This window comes from Pseudomonas morbosilactucae, assembly GCF_023241665.1.
Taxonomy (GTDB): Bacteria; Pseudomonadota; Gammaproteobacteria; order Pseudomonadales; family Pseudomonadaceae; genus Aquipseudomonas; species Aquipseudomonas morbosilactucae.
The window spans coordinates 523,384-541,460 of sequence record NZ_JALQCX010000011.1; the positions used below are offsets into that span (position 1 = coordinate 523,384).

At 59.4% G+C, this 18,077-nt stretch carries 19 protein-coding genes; 5 read left to right on the forward strand and 14 right to left on the reverse strand.

Annotated features, from left to right (window positions below; all coding sequences use genetic code 11):
* Positions 1-13: 13 nt before the first annotated feature.
* The 9 genes from tolQ to M1B35_RS09095 all read right to left on the reverse strand — a co-directional run bounded on the left by tolQ (position 14) and on the right by M1B35_RS09095 (position 7,462).
* Entirely contained in the window at positions 14-709 is a 696-nt protein-coding gene (gene tolQ / locus M1B35_RS09055; RefSeq protein WP_011063016.1) for a protein TolQ, read from the reverse strand.
* Positions 699-1,166 (reverse strand): tol-pal system-associated acyl-CoA thioesterase, encoded by a 468-nt coding sequence (ybgC, locus tag M1B35_RS09060; protein WP_123328586.1) that lies wholly within the window; start codon positions 1,164-1,166, stop codon positions 699-701. The genes tolQ and ybgC overlap by 11 nt, the downstream gene beginning before the upstream one ends.
* Before the next feature lie 139 nt (positions 1,167-1,305).
* A complete protein-coding gene (gene ruvB / locus M1B35_RS09065; RefSeq protein ID WP_123328587.1) occupies positions 1,306-2,364 on the reverse strand; it encodes a Holliday junction branch migration DNA helicase RuvB in 1,059 nt (352 codons plus the stop codon).
* The gene (ruvA, locus tag M1B35_RS09070; protein ID WP_123328588.1) at positions 2,365-2,973 is read right to left on the reverse strand and encodes a Holliday junction branch migration protein RuvA; all 609 of its coding nucleotides are present in this window, start codon (positions 2,971-2,973) and stop codon (positions 2,365-2,367) included.
* Positions 2,974-3,086: 113 nt separating this feature from the next.
* A complete protein-coding gene (gene ruvC / locus M1B35_RS09075; protein WP_123328589.1) occupies positions 3,087-3,611 on the reverse strand; it encodes a crossover junction endodeoxyribonuclease RuvC in 525 nt (174 codons plus the stop codon).
* A gap of 143 nt (positions 3,612-3,754) precedes the next feature.
* Positions 3,755-4,501 carry a YebC/PmpR family DNA-binding transcriptional regulator gene (locus M1B35_RS09080; protein ID WP_123328590.1) on the reverse strand — a complete coding sequence of 249 codons (747 nt, stop codon included), beginning with the start codon at positions 4,499-4,501 and terminating at the stop codon, positions 3,755-3,757.
* Between the two features lie 153 nt (positions 4,502-4,654).
* The gene (aspS, locus tag M1B35_RS09085; RefSeq protein WP_123328591.1) at positions 4,655-6,430 is read right to left on the reverse strand and encodes an aspartate--tRNA ligase; all 1,776 of its coding nucleotides are present in this window, start codon (positions 6,428-6,430) and stop codon (positions 4,655-4,657) included.
* Positions 6,431-6,526: 96 nt separating this feature from the next.
* Positions 6,527-6,748, reverse strand: a complete 222-nt coding sequence (locus M1B35_RS09090; protein ID WP_010457489.1) for an FmdB family zinc ribbon protein — start codon at positions 6,746-6,748, stop codon at positions 6,527-6,529.
* 240 nt (positions 6,749-6,988) lie between these two features.
* Positions 6,989-7,462 carry a Dps family protein gene (locus tag M1B35_RS09095; protein ID WP_123328592.1) on the reverse strand — a complete coding sequence of 158 codons (474 nt, stop codon included), beginning with the start codon at positions 7,460-7,462 and terminating at the stop codon, positions 6,989-6,991.
* A gap of 446 nt (positions 7,463-7,908) precedes the next feature.
* Here M1B35_RS09095 and M1B35_RS31950 point away from each other — a divergent pair, with 446 nt between their 5' ends.
* The gene (locus M1B35_RS31950) at positions 7,909-8,514 is read left to right on the forward strand and encodes a cold-shock protein (protein WP_123328593.1); all 606 of its coding nucleotides are present in this window, start codon (positions 7,909-7,911) and stop codon (positions 8,512-8,514) included.
* A 72-nt stretch (positions 8,515-8,586) separates the two neighbouring features.
* On the opposite strand, the gene M1B35_RS09105 is transcribed toward M1B35_RS31950, so the two are convergent.
* Complete coding sequence (locus M1B35_RS09105) at positions 8,587-8,793, reverse strand: SlyX family protein (protein ID WP_123328594.1); 207 nt, start codon at positions 8,791-8,793, stop codon at positions 8,587-8,589.
* A 3-nt stretch (positions 8,794-8,796) separates the two neighbouring features.
* Positions 8,797-9,222: an HIT domain-containing protein gene (locus M1B35_RS09110; protein ID WP_123328813.1), complete on the reverse strand. Its 426-nt coding sequence runs from the start codon at positions 9,220-9,222 to the stop codon at positions 8,797-8,799.
* 938 nt (positions 9,223-10,160) lie between these two features.
* On the opposite strand from M1B35_RS09110, the gene M1B35_RS09115 reads away from it, so the two are divergent.
* On the forward strand, positions 10,161-11,474 hold the full coding sequence (locus tag M1B35_RS09115) for an OprD family porin (protein ID WP_123328595.1): 1,314 nt from the start codon (positions 10,161-10,163) through the stop codon (positions 11,472-11,474).
* Positions 11,475-11,754: 280 nt separating this feature from the next.
* On the opposite strand, the gene M1B35_RS09120 is transcribed toward M1B35_RS09115, so the two are convergent.
* Together M1B35_RS09120 and M1B35_RS09125 are read right to left on the reverse strand one after the other, a co-directional pair.
* Positions 11,755-12,597: a mechanosensitive ion channel family protein gene (locus tag M1B35_RS09120; protein WP_123328596.1), complete on the reverse strand. Its 843-nt coding sequence runs from the start codon at positions 12,595-12,597 to the stop codon at positions 11,755-11,757.
* A gap of 136 nt (positions 12,598-12,733) precedes the next feature.
* Entirely contained in the window at positions 12,734-13,219 is a 486-nt protein-coding gene (locus M1B35_RS09125) for a YajQ family cyclic di-GMP-binding protein (RefSeq protein WP_123328597.1), read from the reverse strand.
* Between the two features lie 143 nt (positions 13,220-13,362).
* Between M1B35_RS09125 and M1B35_RS09130 the strand changes: the two genes are divergently transcribed.
* Genes M1B35_RS09130 through M1B35_RS09140 form a run of 3 tightly spaced genes read left to right on the forward strand, consistent with a single transcriptional unit; the run spans position 13,363 to position 16,940 of the window.
* The gene (locus M1B35_RS09130; RefSeq protein WP_268261725.1) at positions 13,363-14,280 is read left to right on the forward strand and encodes a putative 2-dehydropantoate 2-reductase; all 918 of its coding nucleotides are present in this window, start codon (positions 13,363-13,365) and stop codon (positions 14,278-14,280) included.
* 45 nt (positions 14,281-14,325) lie between these two features.
* On the forward strand, positions 14,326-16,362 hold the full coding sequence (locus M1B35_RS09135; protein WP_123328599.1) for a sensor histidine kinase: 2,037 nt from the start codon (positions 14,326-14,328) through the stop codon (positions 16,360-16,362).
* A 2-nt stretch (positions 16,363-16,364) separates the two neighbouring features.
* Entirely contained in the window at positions 16,365-16,940 is a 576-nt protein-coding gene (locus tag M1B35_RS09140) for a cob(I)yrinic acid a,c-diamide adenosyltransferase (protein WP_268261726.1), read from the forward strand.
* 103 nt (positions 16,941-17,043) lie between these two features.
* Here the strand turns inward: M1B35_RS09140 and M1B35_RS09145 are convergent, their stop codons facing one another.
* Positions 17,044-17,988 (reverse strand): Nudix family hydrolase, encoded by a 945-nt coding sequence (locus M1B35_RS09145; RefSeq protein WP_268261727.1) that lies wholly within the window; start codon positions 17,986-17,988, stop codon positions 17,044-17,046.
* Positions 17,989-18,077: the final 89 nt, after the last annotated feature.

An 18,077-nucleotide genomic window follows, 5' to 3' on the forward strand; every position in this document is an offset into this window, starting at 1 on the left:
GGGGTTTACCTGCTCACTCTTCGCTGGTGTGCACTTTACGGTGCAGGATCGCCTGGAACTCGTCGGCGAAGGTGTAGTAACGGCTGATCAGGGTCTCGCCACGCGCGGCAAAGCGGTTGTAGGCGATAACCGCAGGGATAGCGGCGAACAGGCCGATCGCCGTGGCGATCAGGGCTTCGGCGATACCCGGGGCCACGGTGGCCAGGGTGGCTTGTTGCGCCTGGGCCAGGCCGCGGAAGGAGTTCATGATCCCCCATACGGTACCGAACAGGCCGATGTACGGGCTGACCGAACCGACGGTGGCAAGGAATGGCAGGCTCTGCTCGAGCTTCTCTTCCTCGCGGGAGATGGCCACGCGCATGGCACGGGCCACGCCTTCCATGACCGCTTCCGGATCAACACCCGGCTGCTGGCGCAGGCGGGAGAATTCCTTGAAGCCGGCACGGAAGATCTGCTCTACGCCGGAATCCGGATCAGGGTTGCTGCCAGCCTGACGATAAAGCTTGGACAGGTCGATGCCGGACCAGAAGCGCTCTTCAAAGCTCTCCAGGGCACGTCGACCGGCACGCAGCAGGTTGCTGCGCTGAAAGATCATGATCCATGAAGTCACCGATGCGGCTACCAGGGTCAGCATTACCAACTGCACAACGACGCTGGCATTGCTGACCAAGCTCCACATGGAGGAATGGTCGACGACGTTAGCTTCCACGCTTTATCTCCTGCTCTGAGTGTGTACCCGCGTCGCTCTCGCCGGCAAAGGCCGTACGTAGAGCTTCTGGAATGGCGCGGGGTTTGAAATTGTCGGCGCGCACACAGGCCACCAAAAACTGCCCTTCGCAGAGCAGTGCATTGTCTGTCGAACGCCTGACCTGCTGGGTGAAACGCAGGCTGACGCGATTCAATTCGGTGACCTGGGCACTGACCAAAAGCTCGTCGTCCAGTCGCGCCGGCGCGTGGTAGCGCGCTTCGCTGGAATGCACGACGAACAACAGGTTCTCCCCTGCCAGCTGCGATTGGGCAAAGCCCAGGTCTCGTAGCCGCTCGGTTCGAGCCCGCTCCATAAACTTAAGGTAATTAACGTAATACACGATGCCGCCGGCATCGGTGTCCTCGTAATAAACGCGACAACGATGTGCGAACGACTCAAGCCCGTTTTGCGCGCGCATACTCTAGTGCTTACTCCTCAGGTTGCCAATCCAGCCAGGCAACTGTTTTTTCATTCTGGAACGACTTTCTTGCGAAACCTTGGCCATGCCAGCCCTAGGACAGCACAAACCGCGAATAAATCGGTTCAACAACAGGTCATTAATCGTCCACGGCATCAAGGAATTCGTCTACCACGGGCATCTCTCCCAATCGTGACGGGATGTTAAGACCGAAGTGCAGGTAAGCATGGCGGGTGACCACACGCCCGCGAGGCGTGCGCATGATGTAACCCTGCTGGATCAGGTAAGGCTCAAGCACGTCCTCGATGGTGTGACGCTCCTCACTGATGGCCGCCGCCAGGCTGTCCACGCCCACCGGGCCACCGTCGAATTTCTCGATCATGGTCAGCAGCAAGCGCCGGTCCTGATGGTCAAAACCCCGCTCATCCACATCCAGCAGGTTCAACGCCAGGTCGGCAATCGGCTTGGTGATATGGCCCTTGGCCCGGACTTCGGCGAAGTCCCTTACACGGCGCAACAGGCGATTGGCGATCCGAGGGGTGCCACGGGCACGCCGCGCCACTTCGAACGCGCCTTCAGGGTCCAGGGGCAGGCCGAGAATCGCCGCAGAACGACTGACGATCGTGGCCAGGTCTGCGGTGCTGTAGAACTCCAACCGCTGGACAATGCCGAAGCGGTCACGCAACGGATTGGTCAGCATGCCCGCGCGGGTGGTGGCGCCCACCAGGGTAAAGGGCGGAAGGTCGAGCTTGATCGAGCGCGCCGCCGGACCTTCGCCAATCATGATATCGAGCTGAAAGTCTTCCATCGCCGGGTACAACACTTCCTCGACGATCGGCGACAGCCGATGGATCTCGTCGATAAACAGCACATCATGGGGCTCGAGATTGGTCAGCAACGCCGCCAGGTCACCGGGGCGTTCCAGCACTGGGCCCGAGGTGCTCTTGATCGACACGCCCATTTCCTGAGCGATGATGTTGGCCAGGGTGGTCTTGCCCAGCCCCGGCGGGCCAAAGATCAGGGTGTGATCCAGGGACTCGTTACGCCCACGGGCAGCCTGGATAAACAGCTCCATCTGCTCACGCACGGTCGGCTGGCCAATGTATTCGGCCAGGCTGACGGGACGAATTGCCCGATCCTGGACTTCTTCGCGGTCACGGGGGCCCGTGGCGGCGATCAGACGATCAGCTTCAATCACTTAAATCATTCCCTTCAGGGCACGGCGGATCATGTCTTCGCTGCTCAAACCTTTTTCCTTGATGGCCGACACGGCTTTGCTGGCTTCCTGAGGCTTGTAGCCCAGGGAAATCAGCGCGCTGACCGCGTCCGACTCGGCACTGGCCACCGGCGCCGGTGCATCCGGCTGGTTTGGCACCAGGGCGAACATGCTCGGCACGGCTTCCCAGGCCTTGAAGCGGTCCTTGAGTTCTACCAACAGACGTTCGGCGGTCTTCTTGCCCACGCCCGGCACCTTGGTCAGGGCCGACGTATCCTGGGCCTGCACACAACGCACCAACTCATCCACCTCAAGACTCGACATCAGCGCCAGGGCCAACTTGGGCCCTACACCATTGAGACGGATCAACTCGCGAAAAAAGTCTCGCTCGCGCTTGGTGCTGAAGCCGTACAACAATTGGGCGTCTTCGCGCACCACCAAATGGGTGTGCAAGGTCAGGGGCTCGCCGACTGACGGCAAGCGATAAAGGGTGGTCATCGGCACTTCCACCTCATAACCCAGACCGTTTACATCAAGAATCAGGTGCGGCGGCTGTTTCTCAGCCAAGTTGCCGCGCAAGCGTCCAATCACGTTTCAGATCCTTAAACCTTGGCCAGATCAGGGCTGGCGGGTAACGGAGCGAGCGCGGCCGCGGACAAACAAGGCCAAAACGCTCAACTCGAAAAAAGACTGCGCTGATGCTATCAGAGACGCAGGCGACCGCCACGACTGCGTGCCGTGCCCAGGCCGTGGGGCAACAGGCTGGAGCGTGTATGTGCATGGCAAATGGCGATGGCCAGGGCATCGGAGGCGTCGATTTGCGGTTTGGCAGTGAGCCTGAGCATGTGCATGACCATCATCTGCACCTGCTCCTTGTTGGCTGCACCGGTGCCGACCACGGCCTGCTTGACTTGGGTGGCGGTGTATTCGGCGATCTCCAAGCCTTCCTCGGCGCCGGCAACGATCGCCGCGCCACGGGCCTGGCCCAGCTTGAGGGCCGAATCGGCGTTTTTCGCCATAAACACCTTTTCAATGCCCATGGTCACCGGACCGTAGGTCTGGATCACCTCACGCACGCCGCGGTAGACAATCTGCAGCCGCTCGGCCAACTCGCCGGCACCGGTACGGATGCAACCCGAGGCCACGTAGACACAGCCACGCGGGGTCTGTTGCACCACGCCAAAGCCGGTGATGCGCGAACCGGGGTCGATACCTAGGATTAAAGTCATAACGCCTGCAAGTAGGTGAAGAAGAGCCAGCATAAAACATGCAGGGCAACATGAACCCCTGTAGGAGCCGGGGTTGCCGGCGATGAGGCCCTAGAGGTCGCCATCGCCGGCAAGCCGGCTCTTACAGTGGGGCGGTGCTCTACTTAGGAGAGCTGTGCGGCTACGTCTTCTGGGATGTCAGCGTTCGAGTAAACGTTCTGCACATCGTCCAGGTCTTCCAGCATATCCAGCATCTTCAGCACCTTCTGCGCACCGTCCAGGTCCAGCTCCGCGCTGGTGGTCGGCAGCATGACGATTTCCGCGTCGATGCCCTTGAAGCCCGCAGCTTCCAGCGCGTTACGCACGGCATAGAACCCGGCGAACGAAGTAAACACGTCAATGGAGCCGTCTTCGTTGGTCACTACGTCGTCGGCATCCGCCTCCATCGCCGCTTCCATCAAGGCGTCTTCATCCACGCCCGGAGCAAAGGAAATCTGCCCCTTGCGCTCGAACAGATAGGCCACCGAACCGTCGGTCCCCAGGTTGCCACCGCACTTGCTGAACGCGTGGCGCACTGCTGCCGCCGTACGGTTGCGGTTGTCGGTCATGCACTCGACCATCACCGCCACGCCGCCCGGGCCATAGCCTTCGTAGGTCAGTTCGACCATGTCGTCGGTATCAGCCGCACCGGCTCCGCGGGCCACGGCCCGGTCGATGATGTCGCGGCTCATGTTGGCGCCCAGGGCCTTGTCCAGCGCCAGGCGCAGGCGCGGGTTGGAGCCCGGATCACCGCCACCCTGGCGAGCCGCAACCGTTAGCTCACGAATCCACTTGGTGAAAATCTTGCCTTTCTTGGCATCCTGACGCTCTTTGCGGTGCTTGATGTTCGCCCACTTGGAATGGCCAGCCATAACACAACTCCGAAATTCTTATAGAAACCTTTCAATCCCGCCCCAGGCAGGACTTCTCTCTTTAACACAACACCCTTGTTGAAACGCAAAGGCGCATCCGAAGATGCGCCTTTTAGACTGCGTACAACCTTAACGCGCTTTCACGCAGCAGCCTTACTCAGCCTTCGGCGTCTCGCGCAGACGGATGTGCAGCTCGCGCAGGGCCTTGGCATCCACCACACCTGGAGCCTGGGTCATGACGTCCGCAGCACTCTGGGTTTTTGGGAAGGCAATCACTTCACGGATCGATTGGGCACCGGTCATCAGCATCACCAGACGGTCAAGGCCGAAGGCCAGGCCACCGTGGGGCGGCGCGCCGTATTTCAGGGCGTCGAGCAGGAAGCCGAATTTCTCTTCCTGTTCCGCTTCGTTGATACCCAACAGGCGGAATACCGCTTGCTGCATTTCCTTGCGGTGGATACGGATCGAACCGCCACCCAGTTCAGTGCCGTTCAGCACCATGTCGTAGGCACGGGACAGAGCGCCAGCCGGGTTGGCTTCCAGCTCTTCGGGGGAGCACTTCGGCGCGGTGAACGGGTGGTGCAGCGCGGAGAAGCTACCGTCGTCATTCTCTTCGAACATCGGGAAGTCGACGACCCACATCGGCGCCCACTTGCAGGTCAGCAGGTTCAGGTCGTGGCCGAGCTTGATACGCAGCGCGCCCAAGGCTTCGCTGACGATCTTGGCTTTGTCTGCGCCGAAGAACACGATGTCGCCGTCAACTGCACCGACGCGATCAAGGATCACGTTCAGGTTGGCTTCCGGGATGTTCTTCACGATCGGCGATTGCAGACCGTCAACACCGGCAGCGCGCTCGTTGACCTTGATGTACGCCAGGCCCTTGGCACCGTAAATGCCGACGAACTTGGTGTAGTCGTCGATCTGCTTGCGCGGCATGCTCGCCCCGCCTGGAACGCGCAGAGCGGCGATACGGCATTTAGGGTCGTTGGCCGGGCCGCTGAACACCTTGAAATCAACTTCTTTCAGTTGGTCGGCAACGTCCACCAGTTCCAGCGGAATACGCAGGTCTGGCTTGTCGGAACCGTAGCGGCGCATGGCTTCTTCGAAAGTCATGTGGGGGAATTCGCCGAATTCCAGATCCAGCACTTCCTTGAACAGATTGCGGATCATTTGCTCGGTGAGGCCCATGATCTCTTTTTCATCGAGGAAGCTGGTCTCGATGTCGATCTGGGTGAATTCCGGCTGGCGGTCGGCGCGCAGGTCTTCGTCACGGAAGCACTTGGCGATCTGGTAGTAACGGTCGAAGCCGGCCACCATCAGCAGTTGCTTGAACAGCTGCGGCGATTGCGGCAGGGCAAAGAAGCTACCGGCGTGGGTGCGGCTAGGCACCAGGTAGTCACGGGCACCTTCCGGCGTGGCACGGGTCAGGATCGGCGTTTCAACGTCGAGGAAGCCGTTCTCGTCGAGGAAGCGACGGATGCTGGTGGTCATGCGCGAACGCAGACGCAGCTTCTCGGCCATTTCCGGGCGACGCAGGTCAAGGAAGCGATAACGCAGGCGGGTTTCTTCGCCAACGTCAGAGAACTCGTTGAGTGGGAACGGCGGGGTTTCCGACTCGTTCAGCACTTCGAGCTCGTAACCCAGCACTTCGATCATGCCCGACGCCATGTTGGCGTTGGTGGCACCGGCCGGACGCAGGCGAACCTTGCCAGTGATCTTCACGACGTACTCGCTACGCACGCGATCGGCGGCGGCGAAGCTCTCGGCACGGTCCGGATCGAACACCACCTGGGCCAGACCATCACGATCACGGATATCGAGGAAGATCACCCCGCCGTGGTCGCGGCGACGGTGAACCCATCCGCAAAGGGTGATTTCCTGACCTTCCAGGGTCTCGTTCAGTTGGCCGCAATAATGGCTGCGCATCATGGTAGTGGTTTCACTTCTCGTAATTCGAAATTCGATTGGAGGCCTTGCGCACCTCGAGGTGCCGGATAGTGCAAGAACTCGCGCGTGTCGTTCAACTTAGTCAGCTTTGTCGCCACCGGCCAAATTCTTCTTGGAGCCGGTCTTGAAGTCGGTCTCGTACCAACCGGTGCCGCTGAGGCGGAAACCCGGCATCGAGAGCATTTTTTTCAATTCAGGCGCCTGGCAGGCAGGGCAGTCGACCAGCGGCGCGGCGCTGATCTTTTGAATGGCTTCCAACTGATGACCACAGGAAGCGCATTGGTAGTCGTACATGGGCATGGTGGGGCGTCTCGGCGATCAGATTACTGCTTTAACTAAAGCCAGAGCCCACGCCAAAGCTCGGGCTACCTAGCAAAGAGCGGGATTATATCCATTAAATCGGCCCTGTGCAGCCGTATGACTCTATAGAAGAGGTTCGCCAGCAACAGGTCGCGATTCGGCCCATGCGCTGACGCTGCGCCGCAAGCACCGGGGCGCTTGCGGCGAACGATGGACCACGGAGGTGATAGCTTTCAGCGATCAGCGATTGTCCAGCAAGGAACGCAGCATCCAGGCGGTTTTTTCGTGGACTTGCATACGCTGGGTCAGCAGGTCGGCGGTCGGCTCGTCACTGACCTTGTCCAGCAGCGGGAATATGCCCCGGGCAGTGCGCGTCACGGCTTCCTGGCCACTGACCAATTGCTTGATCATTTCCTCAGCGCTGGGCACGCCCTCCTCTTCCTTGATCGAAGACAGACGGGCGTAGATGGAATAGGCGCCCGGCGCGGGGAAACCCAGGGCACGAATACGCTCAGCAATCAGATCAACGGCCAAGGCCAGCTCGTTGTATTGTTCCTCGAACATCAAATGCAGGGTACGAAACTGAGGACCGGTGACGTTCCAATGGAAGTTGTGGGTTTTCAGATACAGCACGTAGGTGTCCGAAAGCAGGCGAGAAAGGCCGTCTACGATGGATTTGCGGTCTTCTTCGCTGATACCGATATCAATAGCCATGTCTATCTCCATTAGCAGAATGAATTCACCCAACCCGGGCACTCTAGCAAGACTCCGGGGAGCTCGCTGCAACGAACACACGGGGGCACTGCGGTCGATTGTCCAACCCTACCCGCCCTCGCCACCCTGCCCGGGAGAGTTCTGACCTCACTGAAAAACAGGCGTTCCCATACAAAACCGGCGCCATCCGTCTAGATCAAGCCTTTGCACGATTCTCCGAAATTCCGCCACAACACCCGCTACTTTCCCTACGCAATCCAACACAGCGCTTGATTTGAGAAGGCTTGGGCTTTGCTGTTAAATAGAGCCCGTGTCGTTGTTGCCTATTTCTCGGTGACCGCGCATAGGCTGATACCGCGTACGTGCCTACCGCCTCACATTGTTCAGAAGCGAACCGTGCGTCATCAGCTCCTCCTTGTGATCCTTCTTAACGTGAGTTACTCAAAATGTTGAAAATCGTCCACCTGCTAACAGGCGCCGCAGCGTTGCTGCTGTCCTTTATCCCCAGTCTGAGATCCGAAGCCATCCCCTACCTGCAACAACCTGACGCGCTGTTCCTGGCATTTTTCGGCCTGCTCAACCTGATCCTGGCTCCGGTCATCCCCTACTGGAACAAAGGCCCGCGTCATCAACTGCAGAACTTGGTCAGTGCCCTGCTGGTACTGGCGGTGGTCTTGCAAACCCTCACCCTGCTTGCCCCCATGCCAGTGATTGGCGGCCAACCTGCGGTCTTGCTCAGCTTGCTGACGGCCATCCTTGCGGTTGCCCTGCACTTGGTCATCAACCTGTACAAGTCCTCACCCAACAGCTCGCCGTCGCAAAACTACGACATGAGCAACCGCGATACCGGCACCGTGAAGTGGTTCAACACCTCGAAAGGCTTCGGCTTTATTTCCCGTGATTCCGGCGACGACATTTTCGTGCACTTTCGTGCAATTCGCGGAGAAGGCCATCGCGTGCTGGTGGAAGGCCAACGTGTCGAGTTCTCGGTGATGAACCGCGACAAGGGCCTGCAAGCTGAAGACGTGATCGCCGCCCTGCCGCGCCGCTGATTCAGCCAAAAAAAAAACCGCGCCACGGCGCGGTTTTTTATTGTCCAGGAATAAGCAAACTCAGGCTCACCCTCAGTAATGGGGCGGTGGTGCCTCTTCCTCAAAAGACTCGAACTGCCCCACCATCTCTTCCTGACGCTTAAGCAGCGCCGCCATCTGCAGCTGCAGGCGATCGACGACCTTCTGCTGCGACACCAGCACATCGTTCAAGGCTTGAATGGTGTCGTCCTGAAAGGCCAGGCGGCTCTCCAGATCGGTCACACGCTCATCCAGACTCATGATTCAACCCTCCAGAAACTTGAAGTCATCGGCCAGTACCAGGCGCAGCCTTTCGCGAATGGCGGCAACTTGCTCGGCACTGTAAGGCTTCGCCGGATGTTTACCCCAAACCGGTGCGGGCCATGCAGCATCGTCGCGCTTACGCACAATGACGTGCATGTGCAATTGACTCACCACGTTGCCCAGAGTTGCCACGTTCAACTTGTCGGCGTCAAAGGAGTCCTTGAGCAACTCGGCAAGTGCCGTGGTCTCAAGCCACAACTGTTGTTGATCCGCCGCGTCCAGCTGGAAGAGTTCGCTTATATCCTCCCGCCGTGGCACGAGGATGAACCATGGATAGTTCGCATCATTGGATAGGAGTAACCGGCACAGTGGAAAATCACCGATGGGCAATGTGTCTTGTTGAAGCCGTGAATCTAAAGTGAACACCGCGTGCACTCCCCCTCAGTTCATCACATTTCAGCTTGGCGCCCAGCGCAACAGGCAATGGGCCAAACGACAGACGCGCAGCATACCTGCGAATGCCCGGCGGTTCATGACCCATGACCCTGCGTCGCACCGCTCGCAGAACGGGCGTACTGACAAGGGCCGGATGGCGCACCGCAAAAAACGCCCCACACACGGACATTTTCCAATGCGACGCACTGTTTACGGGCGCGCAACTCTCACCCCCTCAGAAACTGACCGGTCGACCGCTCAGCGATCAGTTCCCTGCTGGCCGGCCGCTGTGCGGAAACCGCACAGTGCTGCATTTTTTCTGCACCAAAACCGCACAGTAGGTCTACGCTAAGCACCTTAAGCATCCGTGCACTACTCACTGCAGGGTGTTAACCGGTAACGTTTTTGACCACAGGGGACGGATCGCCCCACGCACAACACGAGGGATACCGTGACGTCAAGCCAATCAAAACGCACTTAAAACTCAAGCCTTATGCGGTTTTTGCAGGCCCATAGGGTCGTCGAGAAAAAATATTCGGTTTTTTTCGATTTGTGCACGCTTGTTGCATTCTCCCCAACATCGTCTAAAAGACCCTCGTCGAAAGTGAGCGTCTTGAAGACAAATAATAATAGTGGCAAGGCTGCCCTTGGGTGATTTGAGTGCTTGTGTAGAGGTTGTTTCTACCTTTCTCGCACCGTCAAAGACAGCACTGAAGTTGTCGGGCGCGTTACAACCCGACTGCAAAATAGCGACATGAATCAAGCCATTTGCGACATGGTCGTAAAGAAGCTGAAAGGATAGATACTCAAGTATCGCCAACATTGTCAGCGTGATATAAGTTTGCGCCGACACAAAAAGAAAGAGCCGCCCAGATAATAAAACAGGTGGGACGGCAGTACTCTTCTAAAAACCAAAGGAGCAAATCACGATGCGCGTGATGAAGTGGAGCATGATCGCCCTGGCTGTTTCTGCAGGCACCTCGCAGTTCGCAATCGCGTCCTCTCAGGACGACGCAAAGGGCTTTATCGAAGACAGTACCCTGACCGCGAAAACCCGCGCGATGTACATGAACCGTGATTACAAAAGCGGTGCCGGCAACGTCGCTAAGAAAGATGGTAGCCCAGGCTTCGAAAGCGGCTATCGCCAAGACACCGGTGTCAGCGAACTGCTGAACTACCAGTCGGGCTTCACTCAAGGCACCGTTGGCTTCGGTATCGATGCCATGGCCATGGGTAGCGTCAAACTTGACGGTGGCTCGGGTCGTGCTGGCAACGGTCTGTTCGCTAAAGACTCGTCTGGTGATCCTGAAAAAACCCAATCCAAAGCGGCAGCCGCAGTCAAACTGCGCGTTTCCGACACCGTACTGAAGTACGGTAACCAATTCGTATCCAGCCCGGTTTTCACCACCGACGACGGCCGTCTGTTGCCTGAAGTCGCCACCGGCACCTTGATCACCAGCAACGAGATCAAAGGCCTGGAACTGACCGGCGGTCGCTTCACCGCAGTGAGCGGTCAGACCTCCATGGGTCGCGACACCATCAACGGCACAGGCCTGACTTCGGTGAACCTCGCCGGCGCCACCTACTCTGGCCTTGAGAACTTCGTATTCGCTTTCCACGCTTCCGACGTTGAAGACTACTGGAAGAAGCAATACGCCAACGTGAACTACACCCTGCCGTTGAGCGAGAAACAATCGCTGAACTTTGACTTCAACGCCTATCGCAGCAACGACGAGGGTAAAAAACTCGGCGGCGATCTGGATAACCGCGTATGGAGCCTGGCAGCAGCGTACAGCATCGACGCGCACAAATTCACCGTGGCGTACCAGCAGTCCTCGGGCGACACCGGCTACAAATACGGTGTTGACGGCGGCGGTACCGTTTACCTGGCCAACTCCGTGCAAATCTCCGACTTCGTCGGCGAAGACGAGAAGTCCTGGCAAGCTCGCTACGACATCAACATGGCCTCCTTCGGCGTACCAGGTCTGAGCTTCATGACCCGTTACACCTACGGTACCGACGCCACTGTTCGTAATGCCCTCGGCGCAATCACCACCGACGGCACCGAGCGCGAGTGGGACTTGGAAGCCAAGTACGTGCTGCAAGAAGGCCCGGCCAAAGACCTGTCCTTCCGTCTGCGTAACGCCATCTACCGTGGCAGCAACGCCGACTACCGTGCAACCAACTACGACAACCTGAACGACCTGCGTCTGATCGTGGAATACCCACTGAGCATCTTGTAATTCAGTGGTTGTCCGCAGGTAGAGCATTGCTCTAAAACAAAACCGCTCACCCTAATCCGGTGAGCGGTTTTTTTATGGGCGCCTTACAGCAATACAAAGGCAACGACTAATTAGGAAGCTAACAACTTAGCCAAACCGTCAGTTCTCGATGTAATAACTAACAACATCGGCTCCGGCAAAGATTCGGTATTTATTGAAAGTGACAGAAATAAAACAAGGGGCCTAAGCCCCCTGAATGAATCCCCCATACTTGACCGCTAGGGCAAGTTATTAGAGCGACTTACTGCGGTGCAGCTTCCTGGACAACACGGATGACCCGTTGTGGAAACGGGATATCAATTCCTGCAGCCCGCAGTCGATCACGGGACAGCTCGTTGAAGCGGAACATCACGTCCCAGTAGTCCGCAGTCTTTACCCAAACCCGCAGCGACAAGGTGATCGCACTGTCACCCAGGGTCGAGACCACTGCCACGGGCGCCGGATCGGCCAGTACTCGCTCATCCTGAGCCAGCTCCAGCAGGACTTCCCGAGCCTTTTGCAGGTCGGCGTCGTAATCCACGCCCACATCAAACACCACCTTGCGCGTCGGCTGACGGTTGTAGTTGGTGATGATGCCGTTGGACAGGTTGCCGTTAGGCACGATCACCGTCTTGTTGTCGCCGGTGCGCAACACAGTGTGGAAAATTTGAATGCTGTCGACCGTACCGCTGATGCCCTGGGCTTCGATCCAGTCACCGATACGGAACGGACGGAACAACAGAATCAGTACCCCGCCGGCGAAATTCGCCAGGCTACCTTGCAGGGCCAAGCCAATGGCCAGGCCTGCCGCACCGATTGCGGCCACAAAGGAGGTGGTCTCTACACCGATCATCGAGGCGACGCTGACAATCAGCAGCACCTTGAGAATGATGTTGGCCAGGCTGCTGATAAACCCCTGCAGGGCCAGGTCGGCATTGCGCAGCGCCAGCAACTGACCGACTTTATGGGTCAGCTTGTTGATCAGCCACCAACCGATGGCCAGGGTAATGACCGCCAGCAACACACGGCTGCCGTACTCCATGATCATTGGAATCCAGGCTTGGGAAGCCTTGACCAGGTGATCCACTTCAGCGTTCAAATCCATCTATTTCTCCTGATTCCCGGGGGCCCGGCGATATGTCTGATCGACAGAACGATCAAGTTCCAGGGAGCTTGATCGTTTCTGCCACTGCTCGGGCCTCGGACGCCAATAAGCCCTGGAGGTTCCCGCAAGCAGCCAATCAGTCGCGGAAGTTATTGAATTGCAGGGGCATACCAAACTCTTTGGCCCGCAGCGCCGCAATGGCCTCTTGCAGGTCATCGCGCTTCTTGCCGGTGACTCGGACCTGCTCGCCCTGGATCGCGGCCTGGACCTTGAGCTTGGCGTCCTTGATATGGGCGACGATTTTCTTCGCCAGCTCTTTATCGATGCCTTCCTTGAGGGTCGCCTCTTGCTTCATCAGCTTGCCCGAGGCGTAGGCGTCTTTGACTTCAAGGCACTGCACATCGATCTTGCGCTTGACCAGGGACAGCTTGAGGATCTCGATCATCGCCTCCAGCTGGAACTCGGCTTCGGCGGTGAGGTTGACGGTCAGTTCCTTTTCCTTGAACTCGAAGCTGCCTTTGCCCTTCAAGTCATAACGACGGTCCAGTTCCTTGACGGCGTTTTCCACCGCGTTGGTGACTTCGTGTTTGTCCAGTTCGGATACCACGTCGAACGACGGCATGTACTCTCTCCAAATAAAAAGGGGCGCTGCTCATGACATCGAGCACGCCCGGCTTGCGGTTAAAATCCGCGCTCATTATAACGGGTCTTTCCCCTCCTTCACTGCGAGCCGCCGATGCGCCTGCCAAACCGAGTAAAAAGCTGATGTCGACCACCTGGCACGTACTCGGCGCCGGCTGCCTTGGAACCCTATGGGCAACCCGCCTGGCCCGCGCCGGCCTGCCGGTGCGGCTGATCCTGCGCGACAGTAGCCGCCTGCTGGCCTATGAACACGCCGGCGGCCTGACCCTGGTGGAACAAGGTCGCGCCAGCCAGTACCCGATTCCCGGCACCACCCTGGACAGCCACGAGCCGATCAGCCGCCTGCTGGTGGCCTGCAAGGCCTATGACGCCCAGGCGGCGGTGGCGCAACTGGCCCCGCGACTTGTCCCTAATGCGGAAGTGATCCTGTTGCAAAACGGCCTCGGCAGCCAGGACGCCGTCGCGACCACCGTGCCTCAGGCTAGATGCATTGCCGCCTCCAGCACTGAAGGGGCCTTTCGTGAGGGCGATTGGCGAGTGGTCTTTGCCGGGCACGGTTACACCTGGCTCGGTGACGCCGCCCACCCCACCCCACCGATCTGGCTGGATGACCTCACTGCCGCCGGTATTCCCCATGAGTGGAGCACCGACATCCTCACCCGCCTGTGGCGCAAACTGGCGCTCAATTGCGCGATCAACCCCCTGACCGTGCTGTACCACTGCCGTAACGGGGAGCTGCAGCAGCATCACTGCGAGGTCGCCACCCTGTGCGCCGAACTCACGGAGTTGCTGGAATGCTGCGGCCAGCCTGCCGCCGCAGAGCAGTTGCAACAGGAGGTCGAACGGGTGATCCAGGCCACTGCGGCCAATTACTCCTCGATGTACCAGGATGTGGCCAATCAGCGCCGCACCGAAATCAGCTACCTGTTGGGCCACGCCTGCCAGAGCGCCGACCGTCATCAGTTGCAACTGCCCCATTTGCAGCAACTGCGACTGCGCCTGGTGCAGCACCTGCAACAGTGCGGATTGCCCAGCGACTGAGCAGCGGCTACGCTGCCCACTTGCTCCTTTCCTGCGATATAGCCGATGCCATTGCGCCAGCGTCTCGAAAATCTGCCGGTCGGCCAAAAACTCTTGGCCGCCCTGCTTGTTCTGCTGACCACCGTGCTGTTGGTCGCCAACCTGACCTTTATCAGCGCCGCTTACTGGATCTCCCAGGAAAGCATGGCCCCCCAGGCCTTGCAGACCATTGGCCGCCTCGTATCGAACCCAACCCTGGCCATCGAAGCCCTGGACTCGCCGCAGAACGCGGAAAAACTCCTCGATGAGCTCGACAGTTACACACCCCTGCGCGCCGCTGCCCTGTATGACGGCAAAGGCCTGCGCCTGGCTCAACTGCAACACGGCGAACACCTGAAGCTGCCGGAGCGCTACCGGCACATCGAAGCCTGGCAGTTGACCGAGTTTCGCAGCAACCAGGTGATTACCCTGCCCCGCCCCGGCCAGGCGCCGGGGCATCTGTTGCTGGTGGCCACCAGCGAGCTGCCCATGGCCTTCTACACCGGGACCCTCACTGCCAGCCTGGGCATCCTGATCTTCAGCGTACTGCTGTGGCTGCTGATCGCCCGCCAGATCAAACGCCTGATCACCCAGCCGATCCACCAGCTCGAAGTGTTGTCCCGGCAAGTGACCCGGGAAGAGAACTACGCGCTACGTGCATCGCGGGGCAACCATGACGAAATCGGCAGCCTGGCCGAGGCCTTCAACACCATGCTGTCGCGGATCGAAGCCCGAGAACAGCAGCTCAAACGCGCCCGTGACGATTCCCAGGCCGCGTATGACCAGGCCCAAGGGCTGGCGGAAGAAACGCGCCACACCAACCGCAAGCTGGAGCTGGAAGTTCAGGTGCGGAGCAAAATCGAGAAAAAACTCACCGGCTTTCAGAACTACCTCAACAGCATCATCGACTCCATGCCGTCGGCCCTGATCGCCCTGGATGAGCAGCTTTACGTCACCCAGTGGAACCAGGAAGCCAGCGCCCTGTCCGGCACCCGCCTCGACGAAGCCCTGAACCAGCCGATCTTCCTTGCCTTTGAACCGCTCAAGCCGTTCCTGCCCCAACTCAAGGAAACCGTGGAGCAGCACACCGTGACCAAGGTCGAGCGCGTGACCTGGTTCAAGGACGAAGAAGCCAAGCACTACGCCCTGACCTTCTACCCCTTGATGGGCGGCGCAGGGCGTGGGGTGGTGATCCGTATCGACGACATCACCCAACGCCTGTCCCTGGAAGAAATGATGGTGCAGTCAGAGAAAATGCTTTCGGTGGGTGGCCTGGCCGCTGGCATGGCCCATGAGATCAACAACCCCCTGGGCGCGATCCTGCACAACGTGCAGAACATTCGCCGACGCTTGTCACCAGAACTGCCGAAAAACCTCGAACATGCCGAACTGGTCGGCATCGAACTGGACAGCGTCAACCGCTACCTGGAGAGCCGGGAAGTGCCACAACTGCTCGACGGCATTCAGCAGGCCGGCGCTCGGGCAGCGAAGATCGTCACCCACATGCTCAGTTTCAGCCGGCGCAGCAATCGGCAAATGGCCCCTTGCGACCTGCCGGCGCTGATTGACCAGGCGGTGGAAATCGCCGGCAACGACTTCGACCTGGCCATCGGTTTCGACTTCAAGGGCCAAGCCATCGTGCGCCAGTTCGACCCACAACTGGGACCGGTGCCAGGAACGGCCAACGAACTGGAGCAGGTGCTGCTCAACCTGCTGAAAAACGCGGCCCAGGCCATTCACCAGCGCGAAGACGATCGCGAGCCCGGGCGCATCATCCTGCGCACCCGCCTGAACCCGCCCTGGGCGGAAATCCAGGTCGAGGACAACGGCATCGGCATGAATGAGAACGTGCGCAAACGCACCTTCGAACCCTTTTTCACCACCAAGGAAATCGGCCAGGGCACCGGCCTTGGCCTGTCCGTGTCCTACTTCATCATTACCAATAACCATAAGGGACAGATGGAAGTGCAATCGACTCGCGGCCAGGGCACCTGCTTCACTTTGCGCCTGCCGCTGGCCGGCGCCCATCCGCTGCCCCAAGCACCGCAACCACTGGAGGGCTAAACATGGGCTTTCGCTTGTCGAAAATTTATACCCGCACCGGCGACCAAGGCGAAACCGGGCTGGGCGACGGCCGCCGTGTGCCCAAGGACCACCCGCGGATCGAAGCCATTGGCGAGGTCGATACGCTGAACAGCCAGCTCGGGTTGTTGCTGGCAGGCCTGGCCGAACACAGCCGCGCTGCGGGTGATCTGGACGAAGTACTGGAGGTGTTGAGCCCTTGCCAGCACCGGCTGTTCGACCTGGGTGGCGAGTTGGCGATGCCGGAGTATCAGGCACTCAACGGAGCAGAAGTGGAACGACTGGAAGCGGCCATTGACCGCTGGAACGAGGAATTGGGGCCACTGGAAAACTTCATCCTGCCCGGCGGTTCGACGCTGATTGCCCAGGCCCACGTCTGCCGCAGCCTGGCTCGCAGTGCTGAACGCCGCTGCCAGCATTTGAATGCGCTGGAGCCTTTGCAAGGGGTTGGGCTGGCTTACATCAATCGCCTGTCGGACCTGCTGTTTGTCGCGGCACGCATGATCGCCAAGCGCCAGGGCATTGCCGAAATCCTCTGGCAAGCCGCCGCCAAACCCTAACCCCCGCCCTGTCGGACCTGCGGTGTGCCGCAGCACGCCTGATTGCCTGTAGAAGCCAGCGCAGTCAAAGCCAGCGCCGACAACATCAGTCTCGACGTTTTCTTCAGTCCTGGGGCCAGAAGGCGCGGATTCCGGCTACGCCTTGAGCGCCGGCTGCCCAGGCCTGCTGGCACTCGGCAGGTCCCACGCCGCCCAGCAGATACACCGGCTTGTTGAAGCCACTGATCAACTGTTCAGCCTGCTCCCAACCCAGGGGCTGGGCATCTGGGTGGGTCTGGGTCGGTTGCACGGGTGACAGGGTGACGAAGTCCACGTCCATCTGCTGCGCCAGGGCCAACTCCTCAGCGTTATGGCAGGAAGCCGCCAACCAGCGATCCTTGCCAAAGGGCCGGCCCGCGCTGGCGTACTTGCGCAACTGGGCGGAGGTGATGTGCCAGCCCGCCGACGGAAAATCCCCCAGCCACTCGAACGGCCCCTTGAGCATCAACTGCGCCTTCCCGGCGCACAGGCCCACGGCATCCACCGCCAAGTCACGGTACTTCGGGTCATAACCACCGGGAGCACGCAACTGAATCAGCTTGCTGCCCTGGGCAATGGCCTTCTGCATACCGCGCAACAAGGTCGGGGTTTCCAGGCCTTCCGGGGTAATCAGGTAATGCGCGGGTAAACGCGCGGCGGCGACAATCGGTTGATTGGCCGCTGGGAATTCATAGTCGGCCAGTTCACGAGGGCTGATCCAAGCCAGGGGTTGCCCCTCTGCGCCGTGGGGCTCGCCACTGAACGCCGAGACTTCCCAGACATCCAGCAACACCTGTTTGTCTGGGTAATCGTGTTGCACCTTAATCAGCGGGCGCGCCGTCTGCACGGCAATGCCCAACTCTTCCTGCAGCTCACGGGCGAGCGCCGCTTGTACCGCTTCTCCGGCCTCTACCTTGCCCCCGGGGAATTCCCACAGGCCACCTTGATGCTGGGTATCGGCACGCCGGGCAATCAGGATATTGCCGCTGGCGTCACGGATAACGGCCGCAGCCACATGTACTCGTTTCACCGCACTGTTTCCTCTGATCCGGCATGGGGCCCAGCCCTCACGGGCCAGGCGTTGATAGGTGCGCCTCGCCGGCAAGCCGGCTCCTACAG